Origin of the sequence: Halopelagius longus, from assembly GCF_900100875.1 — an archaeon.
GTDB lineage: Archaea > Halobacteriota > Halobacteria > Halobacteriales > Haloferacaceae > Halopelagius > Halopelagius longus.
In genome coordinates this window covers 689,568-703,042 of record NZ_FNKQ01000003.1, presented here as the reverse complement: position 1 = coordinate 703,042, position 13,475 = coordinate 689,568, and the positions used below count along the sequence as shown (strand labels likewise).

Sequence of the window (13,475 nt, the reverse complement as noted above, 5' to 3'; positions counted from 1 at the left end):
CTCGCGGCTTCAAAGAGGCGAACAGACCGGCCGTGTGGAAAGTGCATCAGATTCCATATGTTATTCGTCCCCGAGAGGGGACGGCGGTCGTGGCGGTCGCGGCACTCGTCGAAGTGGCTCTTCGTCGGTCCGTGCGGTGGGAGTCCGGTGGTAGGGGAGCGTCGAGTCAGACACGGGCGTTCACCTCCGCCGCGAGTCGGCCGTCTGCCGATTCGAGGGCCTCGGCGCGTTCGGCGCGGCCCTCCTCGTGAGCGTCGAAACGCGCCGCCGCCTCGTCGAGTTGCGTCGCCACGGCCTCCGGGGCGGGACCGCCCGCGGAGTCGCGACTGGCGACGCTGTAGGCGGGGTCGAGCGTCCGTTCGACGTGCTCACGACTCACGTATTCGAACAGGGTGTCACCTAAAACGTCCTCTGCGACCGCGTCAAGTGTTGCGAGGTCCGGCGTCTCGCCGTCGGCGCGGTTCGCCGCCTCCGCGACCACCTCGTGGGCGGTGCGGAACGGCAGTCCGGCCATCGCGAGGGCGTCCGCGACGCCCGTCGCCGTCGAGAAGCCGTCCGCGGCGGCGTCCGCGAGGGTCTCTTCGGGCCACTCGGCGGTGGCGACGGCCCCCGCGGCGACTTCCGTCGCGGCCGACACGTCGTCCACCGCGCGCCACGCGTGCGGCGTCGCGCGTTGCAGGTCGCGGTTGTACGCGCGGGGAAGTCCCTTCAGCGTCGTCAGCAGGCCGTTCAGTCCCGACGCGGCGTCGCCCGCGGTGGCGCGGACGAGTTCGAGCGTGTCGGGGTTGACCTTCTGCGGCATGATGGAGGACGTAGAGGAGTAGTCGTCCGAGAGTTCGACGTGGCCCTTGTTGGCGAAGACGACGAGGTCCTCCGCGAGGCCGGAGAGCGTCACCGCGTGCGTCGAAAGCGCCGAGACGGACTCCGCGAGGAAGTCCCGCGCCGAGGAGGCGTCCATCGAGTTCCCGAGGACGCCGTCGAAGCCGAGCAGTTCCGCCGTCCTCTCGCGGTCCACGTCGAACGGCGTGCCGGCGAACGCCGCCGCGCCGAGGGGCGAGACGTTCGTCCGGTCGTAGGCGTCCAACAGGCGGGCGGTGTCGCGGGCGAACGCGGCCTCGTACGACAGGAGGAAGTGCGCGACGGTGGTCGGTTGGGCGGGTTGCAGGTGCGTGTAGCCGGGCATCACCGTTTCGAGGTGCTCCTCGGCAGTCTCTCTCAACGACTCGCGGAGCGCTAGCGTCGATTCGACGGCGTCGAGGAGGTCACGGCGTAAGCGGTAGCGGATGCAGGTGGCCACCTCGTCGTTGCGACTGCGGGCGGTGTGCATCTTCCCGCCGTCGGGGCCGACGCGCTCGATGACGGCCGTCTCGATGGCTTCGTGGACGTCTTCGCCGTCGGGAAGCGCGCCGTGGCCCGCCGCCTCGACGTCTTCGAGGGCGGCGAGGACGTCGGCGGCCACCTCGGACTCGACGATACCCTGCTCTTCGAGCATCACCACGTGCGCGCGGTCGACGGCCACGTCGGCCGCGAAGATGCGCTCGTCGGCCGCGAGACTCGACATGAACTCGCGGGCGGGACCGCCGCTGAACCGGTCGCGGCGGACGACGCCGCTCGACTCCTCGTCGCTCATCCGTCTATTCCTCGTCGCCGCCGTCGGCGGACAGTTCGGGCTTGTCCTTCGTCGCGTTCTCGACGGCGGCGTTCGCGAGGCGCGACTGGAAGCCGTGGTACTTCGCGACGCCGGTGGCGTCCTCCTGGGTGATGTCGCCGACCGTCTTCGTGTTGAACGAGGCGGCCTCCTCGGAGTACACCGAGAACTCGGACTCGCGGGCGACGGGGCGGGCGCGCCCGCCGTCGAACTTGATGGTGACCGTGCCGGTCACTCTCGTCTGCGTCTCCGCGATGAAGCCCTCCAGCGCCTTCACGAGGGGCGCGTCCACGAGGCCCTGATACCCCTTGTTCGACCACTGCTGGTCCACCTGCGCCTTGAAGTCGCGCTCCTCCTTCGTGAGGACGAGTTGTTCGAGCGCTTCGTGGGCGGTGAGAAGCGTCGTCGCCGCAGGGTGCTCGTAGTTCTCGCGCACCTTCAGGCCGAGCATGCGGTCCTCCATCATGTCGGTGCGGCCGACGCCGTACTGCCCGGCGAGTTCGTTGAGGTGTTCGATGAGGTCAGCGGGCTCCATCTCCTCGCCGTCGACGGCGACGGGGTAGCCGTCCTCGAAGGCGATTTCGACGGTGCCCGTCTCGCCCTGCGGCGTCTCGGTCCACTCGTAGATATCCTCCGGCGGGACGTAACTCGGGTCTTCGAGTTCCCCGCCCTCGATGGAGCGACTCCAGAGGTTCGTGTCGATGGACCAGACGCCGTCGTTACCGCTCTGGACGGGCAGGCCCTTCTCGTCGGCGTACTGCTTCTCCCACTCGCGGGTCAGGCCCATCTCGCGGACGGGCGCGACCACGTCGAGGTCGGAGGCGCGCCACACCGTCTCGAAGCGGAGTTGGTCGTTGCCCTTCCCGGTACACCCGTGCGCGAGGGCGTCGCAGCCCTCCTCCTGTGCGACGTCGAGGATGGCGTTGGCGATGACCGGGCGCGCCAGCGCCGTCCCGAGGGGGTAACCCTGGTACGTCGCGTTCGCGCGAACCGAGTCGAAACACAGGTCCGCGAACTCGTCTTTCGCGTCGACGACGTGCAGGTCGAGTCCGTGCGCGTCCGCCGTCTCCTTCGCCTCCTCGAACTCCGATTCCGGCTGTCCGACGTCGACGGTCACGCCGACTACCTCGTCGTAGCCGTACTCCTCTTTCAGGAGCGAGACGCATACTGTCGTGTCGAGTCCGCCGGAGAACGCGAGTGCCACGCTTGTCATGTACCTCCGAATCGTGTCCTCTCCCGTATAAATTACACGGTTCTGTGTAGCGAAATAATAGCACAGAAATGCCTATAGGGTCGCTAGTGGCTGTTGAGTTCGTTTCGTCGAAACCGTCGGAATGTGTAGTATAGTTGGCCCTAACGGGCCGGTCGTCGTCGTCGCGGGACCGTCGCAGTCTGCGACGGAGTAAGAAGAACGGACGCCTCGGCGGTCGTGCCGCCGAGACGCGTGGCTCCGGAACCGCCGAACCGTCCGGCGTCCGCGAGCCTCGTCATCGGTGGTTCGAACAGACCGTGGGCTATTAAACGCTTTCGGGGATGCAAACCTTGCCGAACCGCGCTCTCCGGCGCGTTCTCTCCGCGCGCGAGGCGCCTCAGTCCGCGGACTCGGTGAGGACCAAGATTCCGACGCCCACGAGGAGGAGACTCGCGCCGACCCAGTGGGGGTTCAGCGCCTCGCTCCCGTGAACCACGTCGTGGATGTGGAGCACGTAGTGGTCGATGACGCCGTCGAAGACGTTGAACAGGCCCGCGCCGACGAGGACGCTCCCGACGAGTCGCGTCCCCGAGTGCGGCCGTTCGGCGCGGTTGACGGCGCGCCACACCGCCGCCGCGCCGACGGTCATCACTCCGAGTGCGCCCAGCGAGAACAGGCCGTCGAAGTAGACGTTCGTCCGCAACCCCGAGAGCGTCGTCGGCGCGTACAGCGCCGACAGCAGGTGGTGCCACTGCAGGACGAGGTGAAAGAGGAGGACGTCGAACAACGCCCCGAGTCCGAACCCGAGCGCTCCGCCTCCGAGTAACAGGGGTCGCTCGCGGCGGGCGTGAGTGCGCACACGTTCCGTTCGGCGCTCTCCGTGAAATGTCTGCGGCTTGAACGCTCACGGCTGCGCGTCGCCGCGGCGCAACAGTCGCTCCACGGCGTCGGAACGCTCCATCAGCACGGTCCCGAGGGCGCTCATCACGAGGACGTAGCCGACGGCGAAGGCGGGGATGACCTCCCGCATCACCCGCGTTGACCCGCCCGCCGCCAACGCCGCGATGACGAGGGAGAACTCCCCGCGCGGGACCATCCCGAGGCCGACGCGGAGCGACCGCCGCGCCGTGAGGTCGTACACCCGCCCGCCGAGGTAGCCCGTCAGCACTTTCGTCGGCGTCGTCGCGACGACGGCGACGGCCACGGGAACGACGACGGTGACGAGCAGTCGCGGATCGGTGCCGACGCCGATCCAGAAGAAGAAGACGGCGGCGAACACGTCCCTGACGGGGGTCAACGTGCGTTCGATTCGCTCGCGGTGACCGCTGGTCGAGAAACCCATCCCGACGAAGAACGCCGCGACGGCCTCGCTGACGCCCAGAGAGAGGGCGACGCCCGCGACGGGCACGACGACGCCGAGCGTCCGGAGGACGAACGGTTCGGGGTCAGAAACGTCGAGGACGCGCGAGAACAAGGCCGTTCCGTACTGCACGACGACGAGCAACGCGCCGAGGAAGCCGAACGCTATCGCGATACCCTCGGCGACGGATTCCAGCCCCTCGCCGCCGGCGACCAGCGAGGTGACGAGCGCGAGGTAGGCGGCCATCACGAGGTCCTCGAAGACGAGGGTGCCCAGGATCGGCTCCGACTCGGGGTTGGCTATCCACCCGAGATCTATCACCGTCTTCGTGATGATGGCCGACGAGGAGACGTAGACGATGCCGCCGAGGAGTAGCGACTCCACCACCGACCACCCCAGAAGGATGCCGATGGCCACCCCGACGGGGAGGTTCACCGCGATGTCTATCGCGCCCGCGCGCGTGATGTTCTGCTTCGACTGGAGCAGTCGGTCCAGACTGAACTCCAAGCCGAGGAAGAAAAGCAGGAGGACGATACCCATCTCCGCGAACAGCGTCACCACCTCGCCGCCCTCGACGTACGGGAGGCCCACGCGCCCGGCGACGTACGGTCCGGCGAGGACGCCGCCGACGACGTAGAGGGGGATGACCGACAGGCCGAAGCGGAGTGCGACGGCGCCCGCGACGGCGACGACGACGAACAACTCGCCCAGCGACAACAGCGACGCCGCCATCGATTACGCGTCCTCGACGTACGCCTCGAACTCCTCGCAGGCGTCTTTCCCGCCGATGACGACCAGCGTGTCGCCCGCCTCGATTCGGGTGTCCCCGCCGGGCGAGGCGAACACCTCCTCGCCGCGTTCGACGGCGATGACGGACGCACCCGTCTCGTTACGGAAGTCCGACTCGGCCAGCGTCTTCCCCGCGATGGGGGAGTCTTCGCCCACTTCGACCCAGTTCAACACGGTGTCATAGCCGAGCCTCGTCTCTATCTCCTCCGTCCGGACGGGTTGGAAGTACGCCCCCTCCAGCAACGTGCCCACCTGCCGCGCCAACTGGTCGGACAACTCGAACAGTTTCTCGGAGTCGCTGTCGGGGTCCGGTCGCAGGAACACCTCGCGCCGTCCGGTGTTGTGCGTGACGATGACGAGTCGCTCCCCGCCGTCTAACTCCACCTCGTGTTTCTTGCCGACGCCGGGCAGGTCGCTCTCGTAGACTGTCATGCCGTGACGTACGTCGCGGCCGGTAAAAACACCCCGTGGCCGTCCGCCGATGGCGACGCCGACGCCGACTCAGCCCGCGGCGAACAGGACGCCCGCGATGGCGAGGCAGGCCGTCGGCGGAATCGACAGGTTGTCGTCGACGACGTAGCCCGCGACGACGGGTTTCACGCCGTCGGCGAGCGTCGCGCCCAACGCGCCCGCGACGGCGGCGGCGCTCCCGACGACGAGTCCCGCCGCGGGGACGAGAAACGGGAGTCCGACGCCGAGACAGACGAGGAACATCGCCGCGAGCGTCGAGACGCGCTTCCGTTCGCCCGCCTCCCGCGTCCGGCCGAGCAGACCGCTCACCGGGTCGCCGATGGCGAGCATCAGCATGCCGGGAACGGCGATTTCCGGTCGAAACAGGAGGGCGACGGCGGTGGTGCTGAAGATGTACAGCGCGTACCCCGCGGGGTTCGTCTCCTCGTAGGAGCGGGTGAGTTCGTCGAACACCTTCCAGTCGAGGCCGACGACCAGTCGGACCACCTCCAGTCCGGCGACGACGGCCGAGAGGCCGAGCATCATCCAGCCGAGTTCTCGCCACGTCAGGAGGCCCAGCAGGTACGGGAGGGGTAGTCCGACGCCGCAGGCGTGGACGAGGCGGCGCTTCACCTCGCTCTTGCTCGGACGGGCGGGGGCGGGAGGACTCACGCTCGATTAGGCGTCCGCGGTGACTTCCTCGTACTGCTGGGCCACCTCGTCGAACGACCGGTCGCCGTCGGAGAGGGCGCGCAGTTGGCCGACGAGTTCCGAGACGGGAATTCGGACCTGCCGCCCGGAGTCGCGCGCCCGGACGGTGACGCTGTCGGGGCCGTCCCCCTCGAGGCCGTCGCGGTCCACCGTCACGCAGAACGGCGTGCCCACCTCGTCCTGCCGGCGGTAGCGCCGCCCGATGCTGCCGGAGTCGTCGTAGACGACCGAGAACCCGGCGTCGCGCAGTTGCTCGACCACGTCCTCGGAGCGGTCGATGAGTTCCTCGACGTTGCTGACGAGGGGGAACACGCCCACGTCGGTGGGGGCGACGCCCGGTTCTAAGGAGAGGTACGTCCGCTCTTCGCCGTCCACCTCGTCCTCGCTGTAGGCGTGCGCCAAGAGCGTGTAGACGGTCCTATCGACGCCGAACGACGGTTCGACGACGTGCGGGGTGATGTGCTCGCCCGCGATGGTCTGCTCTTCGACGCGGAAGTTCGCCACGTCGGCGTCCACGGCGAACTCCTCGCCGTCGACTTCCACCGTCACCTCGTCGCCCTCGAAGGCGTCGGGGTCCCGTTCGGCGAGCGTCTCCAACGCCTCCGCGATGTCGGCGGCCTGCCCGCCGAACTCGGGGCCGAGAACGCTCATGTCGGGTTCCACGACGGCGCGTTCGACCGTCTTCGGTTCGTCGTACTGCCGGAAGACGGTGAACTCGTCGTCGCCGTACTCGCCGTGTTTCGAGAGGTCGTAGTCGCCGCGGTAGGCGAAGCCCGCGATTTCGATCCAGTCGCCGTCCACCTCGCTTTCTGCGTCCCAGCAGTCCGCGGCGTAGTGGGCGCGTTCGCCGGTGAGGTGTTGGCGGAACCGGAAGCGGTCCATGTCCACGCCGATTCGCTCGTACCACCCTTGGGCGATGCCGAGGAAGTAGCCGACCCACGCGTTGCCGATGACGCCTTCCTCGACGGCCTCGCCGATGGTCGTCTCGACGTACTCGCCGTCGTCCTTCTGTTGCTCCTCGGCGGGGTAGAGGACGACTTCGACGTCCTCGACCGACGAGAGGTCGGGTTCGTCGCGTTCGGGGTCGACGAACTGCTCTAACTCCGCCTGCGTGAACTCGCGGGTGCGGACGATGCTCTTGCGCGGCGAAATCTCGTTTCGGTACGCCCGGCCGATCTGGGTCACGCCGAACGGGAGACTGTTGCGGGCGTACTCCTTGATGCGCGGGAACTCCACGAAGATGCCCTGCGCCGTCTCCGGGCGGAGGTAGCCCGGCGTCGAAGAGCCGGGGCCGATGTTCGTCTCGAACATGAGGTTGAAGTCCTCGACGGACTCCCCCGCCAGTTCCGCGCCGCAGTTCGGACACCGCAGGTCGTTGTCCGCGATGAGGGACTCGACTTCCTCGACGGGGTAGGACTCGGCGTCCTCGACGTCCGTCTCGTCCTCGATGAGGTGGTCCGCGCGGTGGGACTCGCCGCACTCGGGACACTCGACGAGCATGTCGTCGAAGCCGTCGAGGTGGCCCGACGCCTCGAAGACCGGTTCGGGCATGATGGTCGGCGCTTCGATTTCGAGGTTCCCCTCCTTGACCGTGAACCGGTCGCGCCACGCCTCCTCGACGTTGCTCTTCAGGGCCGCGCCCTGCGGGCCGAACGTGTAGAAGCCCGCCGCGCCGCCGTAGGCGGCGTTCGACCCGAAGAAGTAGCCGCGGCGCTTGGCCAGTTCCGCGAGTCGTTCACCTTCCGTTCGCTCCGACATCTTACAGTGCCTCCAACAGGTCGATGTCGCGGACGATGCCGAGCAGTTGGTCGCCGCCCATCAGCGGAATCTGCTCGATGTCTTCGGTTATCATCGACTGTGCGGCCTCCTTTGCGGACTTCCGCTTCGAGACGGTCACCATCTCGGTGCTCATGAACTCCGAGACGGGTTCGACGGGAATCTCCACGTTCCGGGTCGGAACGTAGCGGTTACCGACGCCTTGGATTCCCTCCCACATCCAGTCGTCCTCCTGTCCGGCCACCGAGTCGCCGGTTCCGTCCTCGCCCTCGACGACGCGGGCGACTTCGATGATGTCCACCTCGGTGAGGATGCCGGCTATCCCGCCCTCCTCGTCGAGTGCGACGGCGTAGGGGACGTTCGCGTAGTATATCTCGCGTTCGGCCACCGTCAACGGCGTCTCGACCCACGTCGTGTTCACGTCGCGGGTGGCCACCTCGTCGGCCGTCGCGTCGCACTCGACTTCGCCGCGGGCGATGGCGCGAACTACGTCGGTGACGGTGACGATACCTTCGAGTTCGCCGTCCACGACGGGGATGCGCCGGAAGCCCTCCTCGACCATCAGGCGGGCCACCTCCTCGACGGACGTGTCGCGCGTCGTCGTCGGAACGTCGCGCATCAGAACGGCGAGTTGGTCCTCGTCGGGGTGTTCGATGAGTTCCTCCCGAGATATCAGCCCGCGGTACTCCTCTCTGTCCTCGCCCTGCTTGACGACCGGAACGGAGGAGAAGCCGCGCTCTTGGAGATATTCAAGAACGTCGTCGCGCGTCCCCGGGAGTTCGACCGTAACGACGTCCTCTCGGGGGGTCATCGCGTCGGCTACGTGCATACCGCGCCATACTGCCCGCCACCTCTTGTAGTCTGCGAACGTCTGCGGCGATTTCCCGCGGACGCGACGGCCGCGAACCCCACCGTCTCCGTCGCCGAACCGCTCCGAACGCGTGGTGGTCGTACGGCGGAACCTCCTCCAGAGAGACTCGAAGTATTCCACCCTCGGTGGAATTTTCCTCGAATGTTGGAACATATTTCCGAGTACGCCTACAAAGAGAACAGTCATTCCGACGGGTTTATATACGAGTGTTACACAGTAACAAACATGACGCCGAATGCGACGGCGAACATCGGTGCGACGCGCGCCGAGGTCATGGCCTCGGTGGACTCCAGCCCCTCCCGTTCGGAGTTCATCATCGCGGACATCTCCCGCGACGAGGCGTGGATTTCGATGCGGGTAGAGGACGCGCCGTCGCTTCCGGAGTGGGCCTGAACGCTCGGGCCCGCCGAGGCGGGGGCGCGGGCACGTCCCCGAATCGGTGCTGACGGTTCGGCGCACGACGTTCGACGGTCCGCCGCACGGGCCGGTGCCGCTTTTTTGCGGACGCAGACGACGGAGGGTCACGGCTACCGAGGAGTCTGAAAGTTTTTGGTGGCGTCCTTCGTTGTCCGTCCCATGAACTATCGGGAGGTCGAGTCCAGCCGCGAGTTCCTCGTCTCGTTGGACAACGGCGCGGACTGGCGCGAGGAGATAGAGGAGTTCGCCGAACTCGAAGACGTCGAGTCGGCGTGGTTCAACGCGATGGGCGCGGTGCAGGACGCCGACGTGTGGTTCTACGACCAAGACGAGAAGGAGTACCGGTCGGTGACGTTCGACGAACCCCTCGAAGTCGCCGCCTGCGTCGGCAACGTCGCCCTCCTCGACGGCGAACCGTTCGCCCACACCCACGCGGTCCTCTCCCGACGAAGCGGGCAGTCGCTCGCGGGTCACCTCAACGCCGGCACCGTCTTCGCCGGCGAGGCGTACATCCGCGCGTTCGACGAACCCCTCGAACGGGAACACGACGACGTGACCGACCTCGACCTCTGGTTGTAAGCCGTGAGAAAGGACGACGAACGGTACTTCACGCGCATCGAAGACCGCCTCGACGAAGCGTTCGACACCGCGCGCGCGGCGAAGGCGCAGGGGTACGACCCGGAGACCGAAGTCGAGATTCCGGTCGCAAAGGACATGGCCGACCGGGTGGAGAACATCCTCGGCATCCCGGGCGTCGCCGAACGCGTCCGCGAACTCGAAGGGCAGATGTCCCGCGAGGAGGCCGCCCTCGAACTCGTCACGGACTTCGTGGAGGGGAGCGTCGGCGACTACGACTCCCGCGAGGGCAAAGTCGAGGGCGCGGTTCGGACGGCCGTCGCCCTCCTCACCGAGGGCGTCGTCGCCGCCCCCATCGAGGGCATCGACCGCGTCGAGATTCTTGAGAACGACGACGGCACCGAGTTCGTCAACGTCTACTACGCCGGCCCGATTCGCTCCGCCGGCGGGACGGCGCAGGCCCTCTCGGTTCTCGTCGCCGACTACGCTCGCTCGCTCCTCGGTATCGAGGAGTACAGGGCCAGAGACGTCGAGGTCGAACGCTACGCCGAGGAAATCGCCCTCTACGACAAGGAGACCGGCCTCCAGTACTCGCCGAAGGACAAGGAGACGAAGTTCATCGCCGAGCACATGCCCATCATGCTCGACGGCGAGGCGACGGGCGACGAGGAGGTGTCGGGCTTCCGCGACTTAGAGCGGGTGGACACGAACTCCGCCCGCGGCGGCATGTGTCTCGTCATGGCCGAGGGTATCGCCCTCAAGGCTCCGAAGATTCAGCGGTACACCCGCCAACTCGACGAAGTCGATTGGCCGTGGCTCCAGGACCTCATCGACGGCACCATCGGCAAGGACGGCGACAAGGACGAAGAAACGGACGACGCCGACGCCGACGCGGACGCCGCAGAGGAGAGCGAGGACGGCGCAAAAGAGGAGGCGGAGGACGACTCGCCCGCGGACCCCGCCGGCCCCGCCCGCGTCGAACCGGCGACGAAGTACCTCCGCGACCTCATCGCCGGCCGCCCGGTCTTCGGCCATCCCAGCGCCGAGGGCGGGTTCAGACTCCGCTACGGCCGGTCCCGGAACCACGGATTCGCGACGGCGGGCGTCCACCCCGCGACGATGCATCTCGTGGACGACTTCCTCGCCACCGGGACGCAGATAAAGACCGAACGCCCCGGGAAGGCGGGCGGCGTCGTCCCCGTCGACTCCATCGAGGGGCCGACGGTCCGACTCGCCAACGGCGACGTGCGCCGCATCGACGACCCCGAGGAGGCCCTCGAAGTCAGAAACGGAGTCGAGAAGATCCTCGATCTGGGCGAGTACCTCGTCAACTTCGGCGAGTTCGTCGAGAACAACCACCCGCTGGCACCCGCCTCGTACGTCTTCGAGTGGTGGATTCAGGAGTTCGAGGCCGCGGGCGCGCCCGTGCAGGCGTTCGAGGACGACCCGAGCGTGGACCTCGAACACCCCTCGCCGGAGGACGCCTTCGAGTGGGCCGCCGAGTACGACTGCCCCCTCCACCCCGACTACACGTACCTCTGGCACGACGTGAGCGTCGAGCAGTTCGAGACGCTTGCGGACGCCGCCGCGGACGGGCGCGTCGTGGACGCGAAGGCCGACGGCGGAGTGGCCGTCCGCCCCGAAGGCCCCGAGGGCGGCGACGGCGTCCTCGAACTCGAACGCACGGAGACGGTCCGGAGCGTCCTCGAACGCTTGCTGGTCGAACACTCCCAGTCCGACGAGACGATTCGCGTCCCCGAGTGGCGTCCCCTCGTTCGCTCTCTCGGACTGACGACCGACCTCGAACGGACGTGGGAGAGCGACGATATCTCGCCGGAGGCCCGGCAGTGGGACGGCGGCGAGAACGCGGTGAAGGTCGTCAACGAGGTGGCACCCTTCGAGATTCGCGAACGCGCGCCGACGCGCATCGGCAACCGGATGGGTCGCCCGGAGAAGTCAGAGTCGCGCGACCTCTCGCCGGCGGTCCACACCCTCTTTCCCATCGGCGAGATGGGCGGCAACCAACGCGACGTGAGCGAGGCCGCCCGCGCCCGAAACGACGAGGGTACCCGCGGCGAGGTGAACGTCCGCGTCGGCGACAGGGAGTGCCCCGACTGCGGCACCCACACGTTCAAATCGAAGTGTCCGAACTGCGACGCCCACACGGAACCGTACTACGAGTGCGAGGAGTGCGGCACCGTCCGCGAACCCGACGAGTCCGGGCGCGTCTACTGCGACCGGTGCGAACGCGAAGTCGAGAGTCCCGACTGGTTCCAGATCGACCTCTCGACGGAACTCCGCGAGGCGTTGGAGAACGTCGGCGAACGCGAGTCGTCGTTCCCCATCCTGAAGGGCGTGAAAGGTCTCACCTCCTCGAACAAGACGCCCGAACCCATCGAGAAGGGCATCCTGCGGGCGAAGAACGGCGTCTCCTCGTTCAAGGACGGCACCGTCCGCTACGACATGACGGACCTGCCCGTCACCGCCGTCCGCCCCGAGGAACTCGGCGTGACCGCCGAGCACTTCCGCGGACTCGGGTACGACACCGACATCGACGGCGAACCCCTCCAGTTCGACGACCAACTGGTCGAACTCAAAGTGCAGGACATCGTCCTCTCGGACGGCGCGGCCGAGCACATGCTGAAGACGGCCGACTTCGTGGACGACCTTCTCACCCAGTTCTACGACCTCGACCCCTTCTACGAGGTGGAGGAACGCGACGACCTCATCGGCGAACTCGTCTTCGGGATGGCCCCCCACACCTCCGCGGCCGTCGTCGGCCGCGTCGTCGGATTCACGTCGGCAGCGGTCGGATACGCGCATCCGTACTTCCACGCCGCGAAACGTCGCAATTGCGACGGTGACGAGGACTGCGTGATGCTGCTCATGGACGGACTGCTCAACTTCTCGAAACAGTTCCTCCCGGACAAGCGCGGGGGGCAGATGGACGCGCCCCTCGTGATGTCCTCGCGCATCGATCCCTCCGAAATCGACGACGAGGCGCACAACATGGACATCGTCCGGCGGTACCCCCTCGACTTCTACGAGGCGACGTTGGAGATGGCCGACCCCGGCGAGGTGGAGGACCTCATCCAACTCGGCGAGGACACCCTCGGCACCGACGACGAGTACCGCGGGTTCGACCACACCCACGACACGACGGACATCGCCCTCGGACCCGACCTCTCGGCGTACAAGACGCTCGGGTCGATGATGGAGAAGATGGACGCGCAGTTGGAACTGTCGCGGAAACTCCGCGCCGTGGACGAAACCGACGTGGCCGAACGCGTCATCGAGTACCACTTCCTGCCGGACCTCATCGGCAACCTCCGGGCGTTCGCCCGACAGGAGACGCGGTGTCTCGACTGCGGCGAGAAGTACCGCCGGATGCCGTTGACCGGCGACTGCCGCGAGTGCGGCGGCCGTGTGAACCTGACCGTCCACCGCGGGTCGGTGAACAAGTACATGGACACCGCGATTCAGGTGGCCGAGGAGTTCGGCTGTCGCGACTACACGAAACAGCGACTCGAAGTGTTAGAGAAGAGTCTGGAGTCCATCTTCGAGAACGACAAGAACAAAGCCTCGAAGATTTCGGACTTCATGTGAGCCCACCTTTTTACGTCTCGGGTTCGCTTCGCTCACCCTCGACGCAAAAATCTGGACCAAAAAGCCGCGAGACTCCTTT

11 protein-coding genes are annotated in these 13,475 nt (G+C 67.1%); 3 read left to right on the top strand and 8 right to left on the bottom strand.

Annotated features, from left to right (window positions below; translation table 11 throughout):
- Positions 1-166 precede the first annotated feature (166 nt).
- The 8 genes from argH to BLS11_RS14345 form a co-directional block, all read right to left on the bottom strand.
- Positions 167-1,630: an argininosuccinate lyase gene (argH, locus tag BLS11_RS14380; protein ID WP_092538437.1), complete on the bottom strand. Its 1,464-nt coding sequence runs from the start codon at positions 1,628-1,630 to the stop codon at positions 167-169.
- Between the two features lie 4 nt (positions 1,631-1,634).
- A complete protein-coding gene (locus BLS11_RS14375; protein ID WP_092538436.1) occupies positions 1,635-2,861 on the bottom strand; it encodes an argininosuccinate synthase in 1,227 nt (408 codons plus the stop codon).
- A gap of 376 nt (positions 2,862-3,237) precedes the next feature.
- Positions 3,238-3,699, bottom strand: coding sequence for a DUF2243 domain-containing protein (locus BLS11_RS14370; RefSeq protein WP_092538435.1), 462 nt, complete (start codon positions 3,697-3,699; stop codon positions 3,238-3,240).
- 45 nt (positions 3,700-3,744) lie between these two features.
- Entirely contained in the window at positions 3,745-4,932 is a 1,188-nt protein-coding gene (locus BLS11_RS14365; protein ID WP_092538434.1) for a cation:proton antiporter, read from the bottom strand.
- A gap of 3 nt (positions 4,933-4,935) precedes the next feature.
- Complete coding sequence (locus tag BLS11_RS14360) at positions 4,936-5,421, bottom strand: cation:proton antiporter regulatory subunit (RefSeq protein ID WP_092538433.1); 486 nt, start codon at positions 5,419-5,421, stop codon at positions 4,936-4,938.
- A gap of 69 nt (positions 5,422-5,490) precedes the next feature.
- Positions 5,491-6,111 carry a diacylglycerol/polyprenol kinase family protein gene (locus BLS11_RS14355; RefSeq protein WP_092538432.1) on the bottom strand — a complete coding sequence of 207 codons (621 nt, stop codon included), beginning with the start codon at positions 6,109-6,111 and terminating at the stop codon, positions 5,491-5,493.
- Positions 6,112-6,117: 6 nt separating this feature from the next.
- Entirely contained in the window at positions 6,118-7,908 is a 1,791-nt protein-coding gene (glyS, locus tag BLS11_RS14350; RefSeq protein WP_092538431.1) for a glycine--tRNA ligase, read from the bottom strand.
- A gap of 1 nt (position 7,909) precedes the next feature.
- Entirely contained in the window at positions 7,910-8,755 is an 846-nt protein-coding gene (locus BLS11_RS14345; protein ID WP_092538430.1) for a CBS domain-containing protein, read from the bottom strand.
- Positions 8,756-9,022: 267 nt separating this feature from the next.
- Between BLS11_RS14345 and BLS11_RS19490 the strand changes: the two genes are divergently transcribed.
- From BLS11_RS19490 to BLS11_RS14335, 3 genes are all read left to right on the top strand, one after another.
- On the top strand, positions 9,023-9,190 hold the full coding sequence (locus BLS11_RS19490; protein ID WP_175454459.1) for a DUF7556 family protein: 168 nt from the start codon (positions 9,023-9,025) through the stop codon (positions 9,188-9,190).
- A 183-nt stretch (positions 9,191-9,373) separates the two neighbouring features.
- Positions 9,374-9,793, top strand: coding sequence for a PPC domain-containing DNA-binding protein (locus tag BLS11_RS14340; RefSeq protein WP_092538429.1), 420 nt, complete (start codon positions 9,374-9,376; stop codon positions 9,791-9,793).
- A gap of 3 nt (positions 9,794-9,796) precedes the next feature.
- Entirely contained in the window at positions 9,797-13,396 is a 3,600-nt protein-coding gene (locus BLS11_RS14335; RefSeq protein WP_092538428.1) for a DNA polymerase II large subunit, read from the top strand.
- The last annotated feature ends 79 nt before the right edge of the window (positions 13,397-13,475 follow it).

Bases quoted from the DNA above. Each gene is read 5' to 3' on its own strand.
- argH (WP_092538437.1), bottom strand. From the start codon at position 1,630: ATGAGCGACGAGGAGTCGAGCGGCGTCGTCCGCCGCGACCGGTTCAGC.
- BLS11_RS14375 (WP_092538436.1), bottom strand. From the start codon at position 2,861: ATGACAAGCGTGGCACTCGCGTTCTCCGGCGGACTCGACACGACAGTA.
- BLS11_RS14365 (WP_092538434.1), bottom strand. From the start codon at position 4,932: ATGGCGGCGTCGCTGTTGTCGCTGGGCGAGTTGTTCGTCGTCGTCGCC.
- BLS11_RS14360 (WP_092538433.1), bottom strand. From the start codon at position 5,421: ATGACAGTCTACGAGAGCGACCTGCCCGGCGTCGGCAAGAAACACGAG.
- glyS (WP_092538431.1), bottom strand. From the start codon at position 7,908: ATGTCGGAGCGAACGGAAGGTGAACGACTCGCGGAACTGGCCAAGCGC.
- BLS11_RS14345 (WP_092538430.1), bottom strand. From the start codon at position 8,755: ATGCACGTAGCCGACGCGATGACCCCCCGAGAGGACGTCGTTACGGTC.
- BLS11_RS19490 (WP_175454459.1), top strand. From the start codon at position 9,023: ATGACGCCGAATGCGACGGCGAACATCGGTGCGACGCGCGCCGAGGTC.
- BLS11_RS14340 (WP_092538429.1), top strand. From the start codon at position 9,374: ATGAACTATCGGGAGGTCGAGTCCAGCCGCGAGTTCCTCGTCTCGTTG.